The 16,412-nt window shown below is 65.6% G+C and carries 14 protein-coding genes and 3 tRNA genes; 7 read left to right on the forward strand and 10 right to left on the reverse strand.

The window, feature by feature from the left end:
- Positions 1 to 77: transfer RNA gene (locus AC07XS_RS05325), tRNA-Asp, on the forward strand.
- A gap of 82 nt (positions 78 to 159) precedes the next feature.
- A tRNA-Asp gene (locus tag AC07XS_RS05330) sits at positions 160 to 236 on the forward strand.
- Between the two features lie 141 nt (positions 237 to 377).
- Here the strand turns inward: AC07XS_RS05330 and AC07XS_RS05335 are convergent.
- Complete coding sequence (locus AC07XS_RS05335) at positions 378 to 1,628, reverse strand: glycosyltransferase (protein ID WP_082382674.1); 1,251 nt, start codon at positions 1,626 to 1,628, stop codon at positions 378 to 380.
- A gap of 326 nt (positions 1,629 to 1,954) precedes the next feature.
- Between AC07XS_RS05335 and AC07XS_RS05340 the strand changes: the two genes are divergently transcribed.
- Positions 1,955 to 5,254: an autotransporter outer membrane beta-barrel domain-containing protein gene (locus AC07XS_RS05340; protein ID WP_182713806.1), complete on the forward strand. Its 3,300-nt coding sequence runs from the start codon at positions 1,955 to 1,957 to the stop codon at positions 5,252 to 5,254.
- A 57-nt stretch (positions 5,255 to 5,311) separates the two neighbouring features.
- Here AC07XS_RS05340 and AC07XS_RS05345 read toward each other — a convergent pair.
- The 4 genes from AC07XS_RS05345 to clpX all read right to left on the reverse strand — a co-directional run bounded on the left by AC07XS_RS05345 (position 5,312) and on the right by clpX (position 9,983).
- Positions 5,312 to 5,387, reverse strand: a tRNA-Val gene (locus AC07XS_RS05345).
- Between the two features lie 34 nt (positions 5,388 to 5,421).
- Positions 5,422 to 5,697, reverse strand: a complete 276-nt coding sequence (locus AC07XS_RS05350) for an HU family DNA-binding protein (RefSeq protein ID WP_054766918.1) — start codon at positions 5,695 to 5,697, stop codon at positions 5,422 to 5,424.
- 108 nt (positions 5,698 to 5,805) lie between these two features.
- Positions 5,806 to 8,202 (reverse strand): endopeptidase La, encoded by a 2,397-nt coding sequence (gene lon / locus AC07XS_RS05355; protein WP_152950057.1) that lies wholly within the window; start codon positions 8,200 to 8,202, stop codon positions 5,806 to 5,808.
- Positions 8,203 to 8,714: 512 nt separating this feature from the next.
- Positions 8,715 to 9,983, reverse strand: a complete 1,269-nt coding sequence (gene clpX, locus AC07XS_RS05360; protein ID WP_054765523.1) for an ATP-dependent Clp protease ATP-binding subunit ClpX — start codon at positions 9,981 to 9,983, stop codon at positions 8,715 to 8,717.
- A 194-nt stretch (positions 9,984 to 10,177) separates the two neighbouring features.
- Between clpX and AC07XS_RS05365 the strand changes: the two genes are divergently transcribed.
- The gene (locus AC07XS_RS05365; protein ID WP_182713807.1) at positions 10,178 to 10,828 is read left to right on the forward strand and encodes an HAD-IB family hydrolase; all 651 of its coding nucleotides are present in this window, start codon (positions 10,178 to 10,180) and stop codon (positions 10,826 to 10,828) included.
- Between the two features lie 6 nt (positions 10,829 to 10,834).
- On the opposite strand, the gene AC07XS_RS05370 is transcribed toward AC07XS_RS05365, so the two are convergent.
- The 3 genes from AC07XS_RS05370 to tig form a co-directional block, all read right to left on the reverse strand.
- A complete protein-coding gene (locus tag AC07XS_RS05370; RefSeq protein ID WP_054765521.1) occupies positions 10,835 to 11,155 on the reverse strand; it encodes a hypothetical protein in 321 nt (106 codons plus the stop codon).
- A 73-nt stretch (positions 11,156 to 11,228) separates the two neighbouring features.
- Positions 11,229 to 11,876: an ATP-dependent Clp protease proteolytic subunit gene (locus AC07XS_RS05375; RefSeq protein ID WP_054765520.1), complete on the reverse strand. Its 648-nt coding sequence runs from the start codon at positions 11,874 to 11,876 to the stop codon at positions 11,229 to 11,231.
- A 158-nt stretch (positions 11,877 to 12,034) separates the two neighbouring features.
- Positions 12,035 to 13,378: a trigger factor gene (gene tig / locus AC07XS_RS05380; protein WP_152950055.1), complete on the reverse strand. Its 1,344-nt coding sequence runs from the start codon at positions 13,376 to 13,378 to the stop codon at positions 12,035 to 12,037.
- Between the two features lie 192 nt (positions 13,379 to 13,570).
- On the opposite strand from tig, the gene AC07XS_RS05385 reads away from it, so the two are divergent.
- The gene (locus AC07XS_RS05385) at positions 13,571 to 14,272 is read left to right on the forward strand and encodes an MBL fold metallo-hydrolase (RefSeq protein ID WP_321207978.1); all 702 of its coding nucleotides are present in this window, start codon (positions 13,571 to 13,573) and stop codon (positions 14,270 to 14,272) included.
- On the opposite strand, the gene AC07XS_RS05390 is transcribed toward AC07XS_RS05385, so the two are convergent.
- Entirely contained in the window at positions 14,269 to 15,213 is a 945-nt protein-coding gene (locus AC07XS_RS05390; protein ID WP_182713808.1) for a LysR substrate-binding domain-containing protein, read from the reverse strand. The two genes, AC07XS_RS05385 and AC07XS_RS05390, sit on opposite strands and share 4 nt — an antisense overlap.
- A 216-nt stretch (positions 15,214 to 15,429) precedes the next feature.
- Positions 15,430 to 15,723 (reverse strand): hypothetical protein, encoded by a 294-nt coding sequence (locus AC07XS_RS05395; protein ID WP_152950052.1) that lies wholly within the window; start codon positions 15,721 to 15,723, stop codon positions 15,430 to 15,432.
- A gap of 119 nt (positions 15,724 to 15,842) precedes the next feature.
- Between AC07XS_RS05395 and AC07XS_RS05400 the strand changes: the two genes are divergently transcribed.
- Together AC07XS_RS05400 and AC07XS_RS05405 are read left to right on the forward strand one after the other, a co-directional pair.
- On the forward strand, positions 15,843 to 16,007 hold the full coding sequence (locus AC07XS_RS05400; protein ID WP_182713809.1) for a hypothetical protein: 165 nt from the start codon (positions 15,843 to 15,845) through the stop codon (positions 16,005 to 16,007).
- A gap of 117 nt (positions 16,008 to 16,124) precedes the next feature.
- Entirely contained in the window at positions 16,125 to 16,346 is a 222-nt protein-coding gene (locus tag AC07XS_RS05405) for a con-10 family general stress protein (protein WP_152950050.1), read from the forward strand.
- Positions 16,347 to 16,412 lie beyond the last annotated feature (66 nt).

Genomic DNA, 16,412 nt, shown 5'->3' on the forward strand with positions numbered 1-16,412 from the left:
GCGGGTGTAGCTCAGTTGGTTAGAGTGCCGGCCTGTCACGCCGGAGGTCGCGGGTTCGAGCCCCGTCACTCGCGCCACTCTCTCTAGAAATAGATGGAGTGGCGCACACCGCCTTCCCACACAGTTTTCGAAACAACTCTAAAGTTTCGACCCAGGTACGCGGGTGTAGCTCAGTTGGTTAGAGTGCCGGCCTGTCACGCCGGAGGTCGCGGGTTCGAGCCCCGTCACTCGCGCCACTTCTTCTGTAACGAGGAAGCGGCGCGCCGCCCCGCAAGCGCGCAAATCCCCTATTTCTTGGAAAAACATCATCCCCTTCCGGGGTATGATCGGCGCTGACCGCAATACCGTCCCCGGAGACGGGCGGCGCCCGCTTCGGATCAGTGGACGGCGAACGCCGCCTCGGGCTGAACGAAGGCGGCCTCTCCGGTCAGCTCTCCATAGACCATGCACAGGTCTTCAAAGACGCGGTTCCAGGCGAACCGGCTGACCGCCTTTTCGCGGGCGGCGCGGCCGATGGCCTCGATGTCGCGGGCGAACAAGGCCTCGATCGCCTGGGCGTAGTCGTCGGCCTCGGCGCTGGCGGCCAACTGGCCCACGGTCGAATCGACCGTCTCGGCCACGCCCCCGGCGTTTACGCCCACCACGGGCCGACCGCAGGCCATGGCCTCCAGCACGATCAGACCGAAGGGCTCCTTGTCATTGGCGTGAACGAAGGCGTCGCAGCTGGCGATGATCTTGGCCACCGCCCGCGGGTCCTTCTCATAAGGCAGGGAGATCACCCGGTCCTCGGCGGGCATGCCCGAACCAGCGCCGACCAGGACCAGATAATAAGGGGCGCCCAGCTTTTGGACCGCCTCGATCAGAACATCGACGTTCTTCTCCTTGGCGGGACGGCCGGCAAAACACAGAAGGCGTGCGTCTGGGCCGAGGCCCAGTTCCTTCAGCAGCCAGGACCGATCGCGGCGGTCGGGCCGGAAGGTGTCGACCTCGACGCCCAGCGGACGAATGACGATATTGTCCACCCCCGCCTCCTCAAGCCGCCGCGCGATGAAGCGGCTGGGCGAAACGACGCGGTCGAACTGGGAGAACAGACGGGCCCAGCGCTTTTCGACGGGCTTCTTGGCCCACTCGCCGAAATGAAGCGCCGCCAGGCCGGCTGGGTCCGAATGGCAGAAGCCGACGACGGGACAGCCGACCCTCTGGCCGGCCTCCAGGGCGCCCTGTCCCGGCGTATAGGGGTCGCCCGCCTCAATGATCGACGGCTTCATGGCCGCGACCCAGGCGCTCCAGCGCTTGACCGAACTGGGCCAACGATAGCCGTCTCCGAACGGCAGTCGCGTGGCGCGCAGCTGAACGATCCCGTCCGCCCGCGCCCTGTGTCGGGCGCCCGGCACGATGAGGGAATGGCTGACCCCCGGCCGATTGGCCTCGATCCACGCCTTCTTCGACAGCAGGTATCGCTTCACGCCGCCGGACCGGGGCGCGTACAGCATGGTGGTGTCCAACAGCCGCGGCCGCTCGTCCTGCGACGCCTGTTTCAACGCCCTCAAGGTGTCCGCCACCTCCACGTCCAGTCCGGGAATCAGACGAAGTTCGCTTTCGTGGACGTCGAGATCAGTCAGGGTCATTCGGGGGTTCTCGTCAGGTCTGCGCTCGCAAACGCCGAAAGGCGCGGAATGGATGCCTCATCCTCAGAGGCGGTTGACCATGATCTTCGCCCCTAGACCCGGCTGCGGCAAAGCTCAATAGGGAGCGAGAAAAACCCTCCGAACCCCGCCCATCACGACTGAAAATCAGGACCTTGGCCCGACCACCCCGCCCTTTCGGCGCCGCAGCAGATGGAGCGCGGCCTTGCATTCGCCTCAAATTCGATAAAGTTGGGGAAGGCTGGCCCGGACCCTGCTAAAGGGTCGCCTGCATCGTGATCGCGTGACCACCAGGGGTTTTCTTCCGAATGCGTATTCTGCTCGCGACCGCCGTGGCGATCGCCCCCTTGATGGCCGTAAGCGGCGCTCAGGCCGAGGTCGTCGTCTCGACCGCCCGGACCACCCCGATCCGCACGGCGAACGCCACCGGAACGGCGGCGGACAACGTCCGTCTGGCCAGCGGCGGCTCGGTCGCCGTCAACTCGGGCGCGGCCGTGACGCTTGATTCCAACAACACGGTCGATCTGGACAGCGGCAGCTCCATCACCATGGACAAGGCCGCCGACGGCGCCACCGGCATCCTGGTCAACGGCGGCAACACCGGGTCGGTCACGGTCGGCGGGACGATCTCCATCACCGACAGCCAGGAAACGGCTGACATCAAGGACACAGACGGCGACGGCGATCTGGACGGCCCCTTCGCCACGGGAACCGGCCGCTATGGCGTGCGGGTGACCGGGGCATCGCCCTTCACCGGCAACGTCCTGGTCGAATCCAGCGGCTCCATTACGGTCGAAGGCAATAATTCCTACGGGCTCGGCGTCGAATCGGCGGTGAACGGCAAGGTTCAGAGCCTGGGCACCATCCGGGTCGTGGGCGACAACACGGCGGGCGTCCGCACCACGGCTCCGGTCTCGGGCAATGTGGATCTAGCGGGCTCCATCTCGGCCACCGGCGCGGGCGCGACCGGGGTCTCGGTCGAAGGCGCCGTGGGCGGCGCTCTGAAGATCCATTCCACCATCGCCACCACCGGCTATCGCTACACCACCCCGCCTCCGGCGCGCCCCTCCACCGGGACCTTCGACAACGCCACCACCCTGTTCCTGGATGAGTTGGACGCCGATGACCTGCTTCAGGGCGGACCGGCCGTGCGCGTCGGCGCCGATGTCGCGGGCGGCGTCCTGCTGGACAAGGCCCTGGCCTATTCGGCCGCCGGCATCGACGGCGACGACGACAAGGACGGCGTCAAGAACGGCGACGAGGACGACGACGGCGACGGCGTCAAGAACCGCGATGATCTGGACCGCGACGGCGACGGCGTGCCCGACGCCAGCGAGACAACGGCCGCCCTCACCTCTCTGGGCGCCGCGCCGGCCCTGCTGATCGGCTCCACCGCCAACACTGTGAACTTGGGCGCGGTGGGAACGGGCGACGCCGCCTATGGCCTGATCAACCGGGGCGCCATCACCGGATCGGGCGTCTATTCCGGCATTCAGGGACGCGGGCTTCAACTCGGCGTGGACGGCGGACAGGCCGTGACGATTGCGGGCGGCGTGCGCAACGAAGGCTCGATCGCCGCCTCGGCCGTCGACGCCAACGCCACCGCCATCCAGGTCGGCGCCGGCGTCTCTGCCCCCGCCTTGGTCAACACCGGGACCATCCAGGCCGTCGTGGCCGGCAAGGGAACCGAGGTCGCCACGGGCGTTCTGATCGGCGCCGGCGCGAACGTCGGCAGCCTGACCAACACCGGAACAATGATCGCCTCCTACGGCGGCGACGACGGTTCGGCGACCGTGATCCGCGATCAGTCGGGCTCCCTGACCCAGCTGAACAATGCGGGCGTGATCGCCGGCTCCCTGACCGCCAGCTCCAGCAGTCTGGCGGACGTCTCCGGCACGGTCACGGCCATCGACCTGTCGGCCAACACCAGCGGCGTCACCCTGCGCCAGTACGGTATTCCCGCCGCGGCCGACAGCACTGCGACAGACACCGACAAGGACGGAGTGCCGGACGCCAGCGAGCCCCAGATCGTGGGCGCAATCAAGCTCGGCTCGGGCGCCGACACCTTCAATGTCGAGAACGGCACGGTCGTCGGGGACATCGCCTTCGGCGCCGGCGCGGACCGGCTGGCGATCAGCGGCGGCGCCGTGGTGCAGGGCGCGATAACCGACAGCGACGGCGCCTTGGACATCAACGTCTCCAAGGGCACGCTGAACGCGACCCAGACGACCGCCACCAACATCTCCAGCCTGAACGTGGGGGCCGACGGCGTCCTGATCACGACCCTGGACCCCAAGGCCGATCGCGCCGGCGGCTTCAACGTCAGCGGCGCCGCCACCCTGGCGACGGGCGCGCAGCTGGGCGTGCGCTTCTCCTCCCTGCTGGAGGGACCGGAGCGGTTCGACATCATCAAGGCCGGCACGCTGAACGTCGGCCAGATCGACAAGCAGCTGCTCGCCGAAAACTCGCCCTATCTCTATGTCGTCGAAGCGGGCGTCGATCAGGGCGCCAACAGCCTCTATATCGACGCGCGCCGGCGCACCGCCCAGGAGGCCGGGCTGATCCCGGTCGAGGCCTCGGCCTATGACGCCGTCTACGCCGCCCTGGGCGCCAATGAGACGGTTCGTAACCTGTTCCTGTCCCAGACGGGCCGCGACGGCTTCATCGACGCCTATGAGCAGATGCTGCCGGACCATTCGGGCGGTCCGCTGATGTCGCTGTCGGCCGGGGTGGACGCGGTGACCCGCGCCCTGACCGGTCGCAACGCCTCCGCCGCGCCCGGCGAGACCAGCGCCTGGCTGCAGGAGATCAACTTCTACGCAGACAAGGACAAGACCGACTCCTACGGCTTCCGTTCTGAAGGATTCGGCGTGGCCGGCGGCGTCGAGAAGGGCTCTAGCCTGGGCGCTTTCGGCGTGACGGCGGCCTTCACCTCCTCGGACATCAAGGATCCGGAAGCGGAGGCCGAAGAGGTCCTGTCCGCCAATCTTCTGGAGCTGGGCCTCTATTGGCGCGCCCAGGGCCAGTACTGGACCACCTGGGCTCGGGCGGCCGGCGGCTACGCCAGCTTCAGCGCCGACCGCTCGCTGGTCGCCGGCGGCGTCTATCTGAACAATACCTCCGACTGGCACGGCTGGACCGCCGCCGCCGCCGGGGGCGCCTCCTATGAGCGCAACTACGGCCGGCTGAACGTCCGTCCCGAAATCTACGCTGAATACTTCCGCCTGTCGGAAGACGCCCGATCCGAAAAGGGCGGCGGCGACGGCTTCGATCTGGACATCGATTCCCGCGACAGCCACATCTTCTCGGCAGTGGCGGCGATGAACGTCGGCTACGGCTTCGGCCGCGACGGCTGGATCCGCCCCGAACTGCGGATCGGCTATCGCCAGAACCTGTCGGTCGACGCCGGGGAGACCATCGCCCGCTTCGCCAGCGGCGGGCCGGACTTCATCCTGTCGCCGGACGCCGTCGAGGGCGGCGGCCTGCTGCTGGGCTTCCGCATGAACCTGGGCAACGAGCTGGGCATGCTGTCCCTGACGGGCGACGCCGAGCTGCTGGAGGACTATGTCCGCTATTCGCTGCTGCTGCGGGCCAGCTTCCGGTTCTGATCGGAGCCTCAGACCCAATGCGAAAGGCCGCCGGAGCAATCCGGCGGCCTTTTTGATTGGTAGGCGGCGACGGGCTCGAACCGCCGACCCTCTCGGTGTAAACGAGATGCTCTTCCAGCTGAGCTAGCCGCCCTTGAAACCAGAGCGGGGCTTATGCCCTCTGGGCGTCAGGCGTTCAAGGCGCTTTTCAGGCCTTCGCCGGCGCGGAAGCGGGCGGTGCGGGAGGCGGCCCGCGCTATGGCCTGGCCGGTTTGAGGATTGCGCGCCACCCCCGCCTTGCGCTCGATCGTGGTGAAGCTGCCGAAGCCGATCAGCTTGACGTCGTGACCGTGAGACAGGGCCTCGACAACACCGTCGGTGAAGGCCTCCAGCGCCGCCTTGGCCTGGTCCCGACTGATGTTCGCCGCCGTCGCCATGCGACCGATGAGTTCCGCTTTCGTCATCGTCATCCCTCCAAACGGTCAGTAAACGTCCGATAGGCGCTCGCGTCAAAAGCGAAAACGCCGCCGACGGGCTGTCGGCGGCGTTCCGGCGTGCGACTTAAGTCGCGTTCAGTGGCTGACAGCCGCCGTGGCGCCCTCCGCGGGGGGAACGGGCGTCGGCAGGGGTTCAGCCGTCTCGTCCCATTCGACCGGGGTCAGGGCGCCGACCAGGGCCCATTTCAGGGCCTCGTCCGCTGTGGAAATCGGCACGATCTCCAGACCTGACTTCACATTGTCCGGCACGTCGGCGAGGTCCTTTTCGTTCTCCTGGGGGATCAGCACCGTCTTGACCCCGGAACGCAGGGCCGCGAGCAGCTTCTCCTTCAGACCGCCGATGGCGGTGACCCGGCCGCGCAGGGTGATTTCGCCGGTCATGGCGATGTCCTTGCGGATCGGGATCCCCGTCAGGACCGAGACCATGGCCACCGTCATGGCGACGCCGGCGGACGGACCATCCTTGGGCGTGGCGCCGTCCGGCACGTGGACGTGGATGTCGGTTTTCTCGAACACCGGCGGCTTGACGCCGAAGTCCAGAGCCCGCGAACGGACATAGGAGGCCGCCGCCGAGATCGACTCCTTCATCACGTCCTTGAGGTTGCCGGTCACGGTCATGCGGCCGCGACCGGGCATCTTGATCGCCTCGATGGTCAGGATGTCGCCGCCGAACTCGGTCCAGGCCAGGCCGGTGACGATGCCGACCTGATCCTCCTCATCCGTCTCGCCGTAGCGGAACTTCTTCACCCCGGCGTATTCGGCCAGTTTTTCCGCATCGACGGTGATCGAGGCGGCCCCAGTCTTGGCCATTTCGCGAACGGCCTTGCGGGCCAGACCGCCCAGGGCCCGCTCCAGCGACCGCACCCCGGCCTCACGGGTATAGTAGCGGATCAGGTCGCGGATGGTCTCTTCCGGAACGACCAGTTCGCCGTCCTTCAGGCCGTGGTCCTTCATCTGTTTGGGCAGGACGTGACGCTTGGCGATCTCGACCTTCTCGTCCTCGGTGTAGCCCGACACCCGGATGATCTCCATCCGGTCCATCAGGGGCTGCGGCATGTTCAGGCTGTTCGCGGTGGTCACGAACATGACCTGGGACAGGTCGTAGTCCACCTCCAGATAGTGGTCGCCGAAGGTCGAGTTCTGGGCCGGGTCCAGCACTTCCAGCAGGGCCGAGGACGGATCGCCGCGCCAGTCGGCGCCCAGTTTGTCGATCTCGTCCAGCAGGACGAAGGCGTTGGTGGTCTTGGCCTTCTTCATCGACTGGATGATCTTGCCGGGCATGGAGCCGATATAGGTCCGGCGGTGGCCGCGGATTTCGCTCTCGTCGCGCACGCCGCCCAGCGACATGCGGACATATTCACGGCCCGTGGCCTTGGCGATGGACTTGGCCAGAGAGGTCTTGCCGACGCCGGGAGGACCGACGAGGCACAGGATCGGCCCCTTCAGGCTGCCGGTGCGGGCCTGGACGGCCAGATATTCGATGATCCGTTCCTTGACCTTCTCCAGGCCGAAGTGGTCCTCCTCGAGGATCTCTTCCGCCCGCACCAGGTCGATCGGCTTCTGCTTGGCCTTGCCCCACGGCACGGACAGCAGCCAGTCGAGGTAGTTGCGCACCACCGTCGATTCGGCCGACATCGGCGACATGTTGCGCAGCTTCTTGACCTCGGCCTCGGCCTTGGTCCGGGCCTCCTTGGACAGGCGCGTCTTACGGATGCGCTTCTCCAGGTCCATGATTTCGTCGCGCGCGTCGTCGGTCTCGCCCAGCTCGCGCTGGATCGCCTTCATCTGCTCGTTCAGATAATATTCGCGCTGGGTCTTCTCCATCTGACGCTTCACGCGCGAGCGGATCTTCTTCTCGACCTGCAGGACGGAGATTTCCCCCTCCATCAGGCCATAGACCTTCTCCAGCCGCTTGGGCACGTCGATGGTTTCCAGCAGACCCTGTTTGTCGATGATCTTGACCGACAGATGGGCCGCGACCGAGTCCGCCAGTTTGGAGGCGTCGGTGATCTGGGGGATGGAGCTGAGGGCCTCGGGCGGCACCTTCTTGTTCAGCTTCACATAGTTTTCGAACTGCTCGACCACGGCGCGCAGCATGGCCTCGGCCTGAGAGGTCTCACCCGGCTCGTCCTCGATCTCGACGGCCTCGGCTTCGAAATAGTCGGTGCGGTCGGTGAAGCGGGTCAGGCGGGCGCGGCCCTTGCCCTCGACCAGGACCTTGACCGTGCCGTCCGGCAGCTTCAGCAGCTGCAGGACGCTGGCCAGGACGCCGATGGGATAGATGGCGTCGGGCGACGGGTCGTCGTCAACGCTGTTCTTCTGGGTCGCCAGAAGGATCTGCTTTTCGCCCTTCATGATCTCGTCGAGGGCCTTCACCGATTTTTCGCGGCCCACGAAGAGCGGCACGACCATGTGCGGAAAGACCACGATGTCTCTCAACGGCAGGACGGGCAGGATCTTGGTGTCAGTCATGATGCGTACTCCTGGGCCATTGGTGATCGCCGGCCCGCCGCCACGGTCGCCCGGGCAAGAGGCCCGACCAGCGCGTGACGGCCCGTCGATTCCGACGGCGTTCGGATGAGTATGTGGTTTGAAAGACCTGCGGTTCAAGCGTGGCCGCCCATCCGCCCACATGCACGTGTCTTTCCGCCCACGCCGCCGGGATCTGCGGCCGGTCGGCGCGCGGCTGTCGGACACAGAAAAACAGTGTCCGATGTGTCCGATGTGTCCGATTTGAAAGTCACCTCCGTTACGCCTCTGCGCCGCCTCGGCTGATCCGCCAGCATAAGGCGCCCCGGCGACGCGACGGGAGATCAGCGCCTGGGATCGACAAAGCTCTGATTTTCAACGGGGCGAGTTGCAGAAATGCGCGGCCGACGCGGGCTCGGAATGGGAAATCTTCCCCCGCTTGCAAGGGAGGGTCTTCAAAGAAAAGGGCCGGAGCGGCGTCGCTCCGGCCCTTGTGACGTTCAGCCGCAGCCCGTTCAGGCGGCGCCGTCGGCCTTCTTCTTGGAGGCTTCGGAATAGATCAGCAGGGGCTGGGCCTTGCCGTCGATGACTTCAGCATTGACCACCACCTCCTCGACGCCTTCGAAGGTCGGCAGTTCGAACATGGTTTCCAGCAGAATGCCTTCCAGGATCGAACGCAGGCCGCGCGCGCCGGTCTTGCGGGTGATGGCCTTCTTGGCGACGGCGATCAGGGCGTCGTCGGTGAAGGTCAGTTCGACATTCTCCATCTCGAACAGACGCTTGTACTGTTTGACCAGGGCGTTCTTGGGCTCGGTCAGGATGGTGACCAGGGCCGTTTCGTCCAGATCCTCCAGCGTCGCCAGGACAGGCAGACGGCCGATGAACTCGGGGATCAGGCCGAAACGCATCAGGTCGTCAGGCTCCACCCCCTTGAGGATGTCGCCGGTGCGGCGCTCGTCGATTTCCTTGACCTTGGCGCCGAAGCCGATCGAGGCCCCCTCGCCGCGCGCCGAAATCACCTTCTCCAGCCCGGCGAAGGCGCCGCCCACGATGAAGAGGATGTTGGCGGTGTCGACCTGCAAGAACTCCTGCTGCGGATGTTTGCGGCCGCCTTGCGGAGGCACGGAGGCGACGGTGCCTTCCATGATCTTCAGCAGGGCCTGCTGCACGCCCTCGCCCGAGACGTCGCGGGTGATCGAGGGATTGTCCGACTTGCGGCTGATCTTGTCGATTTCGTCGATGTAGACGATGCCGCGCTGGGCCCGTTCGACATTGTAATCCGACGCCTGGAGCAGCTTCAGGATGATGTTCTCGACGTCCTCGCCCACATAGCCGGCCTCGGTCAGGGTCGTGGCGTCGGCCATGGTGAAGGGCACGTCGATGATGCGGGCCAGGGTCTGGGCCAACAGCGTCTTGCCCGAACCGGTCGGGCCGATCAGCATGATGTTCGACTTGGCCAGTTCGACGTCGTTGTTCTTCGTCGCGTGGTTCAGACGCTTGTAATGGTTGTGGACGGCGACCGAGAGGACCTTCTTGGCGTGCGACTGGCCGATGACGTAATCGTCCAGGACGTCGCGAATCTCCTTGGGCGTGGGGACGCCGTCGCTCGTCTTCTTGAAGCCGATCTTGTGCTCTTCACGGATGATGTCCATGCACAGTTCGACACATTCATCGCAGATGAAGACGGTCGGTCCCGCAATGAGTTTGCGGACTTCGTGCTGGCTCTTTCCGCAGAACGAGCAGTACAGGGTGCTTTTGGCGTCAGAGCCGGCTGCTTTGGTCATAGACCCTTATCTCACTCCCGCGGAGCGGACCGAAATGGCCCGATACGCGCTTCCTCCGCGTTGATTCCAGCACTCTGGACGCAAAGGTCTTCAAAAAATGACAATCACCCATCCCACGTTCCACGACAACCCCGAAGGCGGAGGGGCGAGGTCACGGAAAGGGGATGGATCAGTGTCGTTGGGGATCACGGCGAATGTCTGACATGGGAAGCCTGCAGGAATTACGCCAGTCCCGGATCAATTCGGAACAGCCGCTCGTCGCCTTCGACTTCGACGGCACCCTGACGATTCGCGACAGTTTCACGCAGTTTCTGCGGTGGAAGGCCGGTCCGGGCGGCTGGGCCTTGGGCCTGGTCAAGCTGGCGCCGGCCCTGGCGGCCTATGGGCGGGATCGTGATCGGGGGCGGATCAAGGCCGCCTCGGTCAAGGAATTTCTGGCCGGCATGGACCGCGAAAGCCTGGAGGCCGAGGCGGAACGGTTCGCCGATCTGGTCTGGGACCGCTTCATGCGGCCGGACGCGCTGAAGGTCTGGAACGAATGGGGCGAACGGGGCGCCCATCGCGTGATCGTGACCGCCTCGCCCGAGACGACGGTTGAGCCCTTCGCCCGCCGGCTGGGCGCCGAGGCCCTCTTGGGAACGCCCCTGACCTTCGACGCTGAAGGCCGGGTGACCGGCGCCTTCGACGGCGCCAACTGCCGGGGCGAGGAGAAGGTGCGGCGTCTGAAGGCCGCCTATGGCGAGGATCTGGTCTTGACGGCCGCCTATGGCGACACCTCCGGCGACGCCGAAATGCTGGCCATCGCCCAGTCGCCGGGGTTCCGGGTCTTCACCCAGCGGCCCTGAACCGCTTCAGCGGCCGTCGGCGTCCACGTCGAAAACCATGGCCTTGCCCCGCGAGGTCGGGTCCCAGCCCGCCTCGATGGCGGCGGTGACGGCGTTGCGCACCGCATCGACATTGACCCGCTGCTTCTCCACGTCGGGCCGGCCGTTGGGACGCAAGGGCGGCGGAAACTGGATGATGGCCTCGCGCTTGAAATCCACATGGCGAAGGGAGACGGCCATCCCCTCCCACACCGCGCCGCCGACGGGGCGTGGCTGGCGTCGGATTTCCCAGGCGTAGGTCTCGCCCTCCACCTCGATCGTGCCTGAGGGGTCTCTTGTGAACTGCATCTCGGTTCCGATGGACGAAAAGAAAGGGGCGCGCCGCCAGGACGCGCCCCCTCATTCTAGCTGAAAACGGGGCTCAGGCGCCGGGCGTCTTTATGCCGTCGGCGTCCGCCTGTTCGCGCCGGTCATAGACGTGGTCGACGATGCCCCAGGCCTTGGCCTCTTCGGCCGACATGAAGTGGTCGCGGTCCAGGGTGCGCTCCACCTCCTCATAGGTGCGGCCGGTATGATGGACATAGATCTCGTTCAGCCGCTTCTTGGTGTAGCGGATGTCCTCGGCGTGGCGCTCGATGTCCGAGGCCTGGCCGCGGAAGCCGCCGGAGGGCTGGTGCACCATGACCCGGGCGTTCGGCAGGGCGATCCGCTGGCCCGCCTCGCCGGCCGTCAGGATCAGGGAGCCGGCCGAGGCCGCCATGCCCATGACCACGGTCGAGACCGGGCTCTTGATGTATTGCATGGTGTCGTAGATCGCGAGCGCCGAGGTCACCTGACCGCCGGGGCTGTTGATGTACATGGAGATTTCCTTCTTGGGGTTCTCCGACTCCAGGAACAGCAGCTGGGCGCAGATCAAGGAGGCCATGCCGTCCTCGAACGGCCCCGTCAGGAAGATGATCCGCTCGCGCAGCAGGCGCGAGAAGATGTCGAAGGAGCGCTCGCCCCGGCTGGACTGCTCGACCACCATGGGGACGAGGTTCATGTTCATCAGTTCGATCGGATCGCGCATGGAGCCTTCTCAAGAATGCGGGGAGCGCGCGACTCGCGGTCGCTCGCCTTGTTGTTCTGCATATCGCGTTATGAAGGCCGCCTTACAAGGTGGGGCCCGCATACGAAAAAGGCGGGGGCCTCTACCCCCGCCTCTTCACGATCCGATGAAGGAGGCGATCAGCCCTCTTCGTCTTCCTTCAGCAGCTCTTCCTTGCTGATGGGCTTGTCGGTGACTTCGGCCAGGCCGACGATCAGGTCGACGACCTTTTCCTCATAGATCGGGGCGCGCATCTGGGCGGCCGCGTTGGGATTCTGGCGGTAGAAGTTCAGGACGGCCTGCTCCTGGCCCGGATAGTTGCGGGCTTCCTGCAGCAGGGCGGCGTTCAGCTCCTGGTCGGTCACCTGGACATTGTGGGCGCGGCCGATCTCGGCCAGGACCAGACCCAGGCGCACGCGGCGCTCGGCGATCTTCTTGTATTCGGCCTTCAGGTCGTCGTCGGACTTCTTGGCGTCTTCTTCCGGCAGGCGGCCGGCGGCCTTGTCGGCCTCGACCTGTTGCCAGATGCCTTCAAACTCGGCTTCGACCATCTTGGGCGGCAGGGGGAAGTCGTGGGCTTCGTCCAGCTGGTCCAGCAGGGCGCGCTTCAGCTTGAAGCGAGCGGCGCCGGCGTATTGCTGGTTCAGGTTCTGGCTGAGCAGCTCCTTCAGGCGATCCAGCGATTCCAGGCCGATGCGCTTGGCGAACTCATCGTCCACCTTGGCTTCGACCTCGGACTTGATGGCCTTCACCTTGATGTCGAAGGTGGCCAGTTTGCCGGCCAGATGGGCGGCCTGATAGTTCTCGGGGAAGGTGACCTCGATGGTCTTTTCCTCGCCGACCTTGGCGCCGGTCAGCTGCTCTTCGAAGCCGGGGATGAAGCGGCCCGAGCCGATCACAAGGTCCGCGTCCTCGGCGGCGCCGCCTTCGAAGGGTTCGCCGTCCAGCTTGCCCAGGAAGTCGATGGTCAGTTGGTCGCCCTCGGCGGCCTTGACGGTCTTGCCCTTCTTGTCCTCGTAGGACTTGGCCTGGCCGGCCAGTTCGGTCAGGGCCTCGTCCAGATCGGCGTCAGACGCCTCATAGGTGGGGCGTTCCAGCTTCAGGGTCTTGGGATCGACCGGGGTGAAGTCCGGCATGATCTCCAGCGACATCTCATAGGCCAGGTCTTCCTGACCGGCGATGACCTTGTCCATGTCGGAGGTCAGCTTCATCTCGGCCGGGGCGGCCGGACGGATCTTGGCCTCGTCCAGAGCCTTCTGGCTGGTCTCGTTCAGCTGGGCGTTGATGATCTCGCCCATGAAGTCGCGGCCGAAAGTCTTCTTGACGTGGGCGACCGGCACCTTGCCCGGACGGAAGCCCTTCAGCTTCATCTGAGGGGCGACTTCCTTGACGCGGGCTTCAAGCTTCTCGTTCAGCTCCGCGACGGGAATGGTGACCGCGATCACGCGGCTGAGGCCTTCGTTCGACTTTTCGACGACTTGCATGGTCGGGATTTCTGACGCTCTGGGGCGCGTGAACCGTCGGAACGGCCGGCGCGGAATGGATAAAGCAAGAAGGCCGCCCCGTTTGGAGCGGCGCCTCGAAGCCCGCCCTTATGTCGAGAAGGGCTCCAAAGGTCAACGCGGGCGTGGCCCGCAGCGGTGGTTTCGCGTCACGGGGGCGGCTAAGAAGGCGTCATGACCCAGCCCGCCTCCCCCATCGGCGTCTTTGTGACGCCCGTCACGCCGCTCCAGCAGAACTGCACCACTGTCTGGTGCACGGTGACCAAAAAGGCCGCCGTGATCGACCCCGGCGGGTCGGTGGATGCGATTCTGGGCGAGGTGACGCGGCGCGGCCTGGTTCTCGACCAGATCTGGATCACCCACGGCCATCTGGATCACGCCGGCGGCGCGGCCGAGATGCAGGAGAAGACCGGGGTCCAGATCACCGGACCGCAGAAGGCCGACCAGTTCTGGATCGACCGGATCGTGGAGACCGGCCGGATGTACGGCCTGCCCGAGGCCAGACCCTTTACGCCCGATCGCTGGCTGGAGGATGGGGATACCGTCAGCCTGGGCGAGACGAGCTGGGAAGTGCGCCACTGCCCGGGCCATACGCCGGGCCATGTGATCTTCTTCAACCGGCCGGCCCGGTTCGCCCAGGTGGGCGACGTGCTGTTCAAGGGCTCGGTCGGCCGCACCGACTTCCCGATGAGCGATCCGCCCGCCCTGATCCGCAGCGTGGTGGAGAAGCTGTGGCCCCTGGGCGACGACGTGACCTTCGTGCCGGGCCACGGACCGATCTCGACCTTCGGCGAGGAGCGGCGGACCAATCCGTTCGTGTCGGATGCGGCGTTGCAGAAGGCGCCGATCCAGAGAGAGCCGACGGGACCGGCTTAGTCAGGCGGTTCGCCCAATGTCCGTCCCGCTCGTTCCGTAGCGGCGACGACATCGGGATCGGCGCTGGCCTGGGCCAGCACCCAATCCCTGAAACGAGCGATCTTGGCCCTACACCGATTTTTGGCGGGATAACACAGCCAGAAGCCCTCGGTCAGAGGAACAATCTGGGGAAACGGCTGGACCAGCAGTCCGCTTCTTATCTCCGATGCGTAGAGAAGAGGCGACCCCAGGGCGACGCTATGCCCGCCCAGGGCCGAGGCGACTTCCAGAGCTTGGCTGCTCGCCGCCAGTTTCGGCGCAATGGCCTTGTCTTCTGTCGCGACGTCGGCGGCGGCCAGCCACGCATCCCACTCCGAAGCTTCGCCGACCAGAGGCGCATGTTTCAGGTCCGCCGGCGTGCGCAGCGCAAAGCGATCCCGCAGAGCAGGCGTGCAGAGAGGCGTCAAAATCGCGGGCATCAGATAGAGGCTCTCAAGCCCCGGCCAGCGCCCCCGACCGCACCGTAAGGCGACGTCAAACCCCCCGTCGCCCAGGACGGACAGCCCGCTGCTTGTGTCGATGCGAACGGCCAGATCCGCGTTGGACAACTGAAACTGACCCACGCGCGGGCCCAGCCACTGGACGGCGAGGGAATGAAGGGTCGTGATAGAGAGGACGCCGGCGTTGTCTTCCATCGCCGACAGGGCCGCGCACCGCAGAAGACTGAAGGCTTCGCTCGAGGCCGCCGCCAGGCGTTCCCCCTCCACAGTGAGGCGAACACCGCGTCCCGACCTTGCGAAGACAGCCAGGCCGAGGCGTTGTTCTAAGTCGCGAATCCGCCAACTCACCGCAGCCTGCGACATGCCGAGTTCGGCCGCAGCGAGGGTGAAACTCAATCGACGCGCCGCCGCCTCAAAGACACGCAAGGCGTCGACGGGTATTCGCGACAGAATGTCAGCCACGAGCCCTCCTTATGAATGCTCTCCCAATTCTCGTTTGCTCGTCTCCCCGTCAAGTCCCAAGAAAAGGCGGCCTTTGGGGATCAGAGATGGAAGAGCTGCACCGCACTCATAAGGAACCCGCGTGGGGATGGATCGGCGTGATCCTCGCGCAGCTGCGACAAGCAAAGCCATCCGCCCAGGCGGCGGCATCCGATGTCGATCAAACCGATAGGAAGATCAGCGACGCATCAGCATGCCGATGATCACCCCTATGCCCAGGGCGTAGAGGGTGGTCTTCATCGGTTCGTCGCGAATGCCCTCGCGGGCCGTCTCGACGCGGCTGATCACCTTGCTGCGGATCAATTCGGCGTCTTCGCGCAGGGCTTGGCGGATCGAGGTGGTGTCCTCGAAGCTGCGGGCTTCGCCTTCGGCCAGGATGGCGTCAGCCTGACGGTCCAGACGCTGAGTCAGGGTGTCGTCTTCCAGGGCGATGTCGTCGGGGGACGTGGGGGCGATAGGGGTCTGGGTCATGGGGATCTCCGGGGTTCGGACACTGAACCGGCGCGCCTCAATCGAGTTCCCCCCGCCCATCGAGGTCGGACAGTGAACATTGCGGGTCACACAGCGTTCTCAAGCCAGAGGAGACCGTCATGACCTATGTCGAACCCACGCCACCCGGAACGCCGCAACCGGAAATCCAGCCCGAGCCGACGCCACAACCCGAGATCGACCCGGCCGACGCTCCGGACGAAATGCCGCCGATGGAGCCCGGCGGCGGCGGCGAAGGCGATTCCCGCCCCTATGCAGCCGTTTGAAGTCAAACCACAAAGACGTTCAGATCACGGCTGGTAAAACGAAGTTACCTACGGAACCGTCACGGAGTCACAGGGTTCATTTCGGCAAGCGCAACGGCAGCACTGAAAGGAACACCGATGGACGGCCAGACCTCGCGACCCTCCGGCGTTTCCAAGCGAGGCTTCGCCTCCATGGATCCCGAACGTCAGCGCGAAATCGCACGCAAGGGGGGCGCAAGCGTCCCCAGCGAAAAACGAAGCTTCTCCCAAGACCGCAGCCTGGCCGCCCAGGCCGGACGCAAGGGCGGCGAGGCCTCGCACGGGCCGAAGAAGGACGCGGCTTCGAACGAAGCCGAGTGACACGGCTTCAGTGAGAGTCTGCAGGGCGGCGCGTCGAGGATGCGCCGCCCTTTTTCTTTTCCATGC

It is taken from the genome of Brevundimonas sp. GW456-12-10-14-LB3 (assembly GCF_059424365.1).

What these genes read in the sequence shown, in the direction of transcription:
- AC07XS_RS05340 (WP_182713806.1), top strand. Translation starts at nt 1,955, where the DNA reads ATGCGTATTCTGCTCGCGACCGCCGTGGCGATCGCCCCCTTGATGGCC.
- tig (WP_152950055.1), bottom strand. Translation starts at nt 13,378, where the DNA reads ATGCAAGTCGTCGAAAAGTCGAACGAAGGCCTCAGCCGCGTGATCGCG.
- AC07XS_RS05350 (WP_054766918.1), bottom strand. Translation starts at nt 5,697, where the DNA reads ATGACGAAAGCGGAACTCATCGGTCGCATGGCGACGGCGGCGAACATC.
- AC07XS_RS05395 (WP_152950052.1), bottom strand. Translation starts at nt 15,723, where the DNA reads ATGACCCAGACCCCTATCGCCCCCACGTCCCCCGACGACATCGCCCTG.
- AC07XS_RS05385 (WP_321207978.1), top strand. Translation starts at nt 13,571, where the DNA reads ATGACCCAGCCCGCCTCCCCCATCGGCGTCTTTGTGACGCCCGTCACG.
- AC07XS_RS05405 (WP_152950050.1), top strand. Translation starts at nt 16,125, where the DNA reads ATGGACGGCCAGACCTCGCGACCCTCCGGCGTTTCCAAGCGAGGCTTC.
- AC07XS_RS05335 (WP_082382674.1), bottom strand. Translation starts at nt 1,628, where the DNA reads ATGACCCTGACTGATCTCGACGTCCACGAAAGCGAACTTCGTCTGATT.
- AC07XS_RS05375 (WP_054765520.1), bottom strand. Translation starts at nt 11,876, where the DNA reads ATGCGCGATCCGATCGAACTGATGAACATGAACCTCGTCCCCATGGTG.
- clpX (WP_054765523.1), bottom strand. Translation starts at nt 9,983, where the DNA reads ATGACCAAAGCAGCCGGCTCTGACGCCAAAAGCACCCTGTACTGCTCG.
- AC07XS_RS05365 (WP_182713807.1), top strand. Translation starts at nt 10,178, where the DNA reads ATGTCTGACATGGGAAGCCTGCAGGAATTACGCCAGTCCCGGATCAAT.
- AC07XS_RS05400 (WP_182713809.1), top strand. Translation starts at nt 15,843, where the DNA reads ATGACCTATGTCGAACCCACGCCACCCGGAACGCCGCAACCGGAAATC.
- AC07XS_RS05370 (WP_054765521.1), bottom strand. Translation starts at nt 11,155, where the DNA reads ATGCAGTTCACAAGAGACCCCTCAGGCACGATCGAGGTGGAGGGCGAG.
- lon (WP_152950057.1), bottom strand. Translation starts at nt 8,202, where the DNA reads ATGACTGACACCAAGATCCTGCCCGTCCTGCCGTTGAGAGACATCGTG.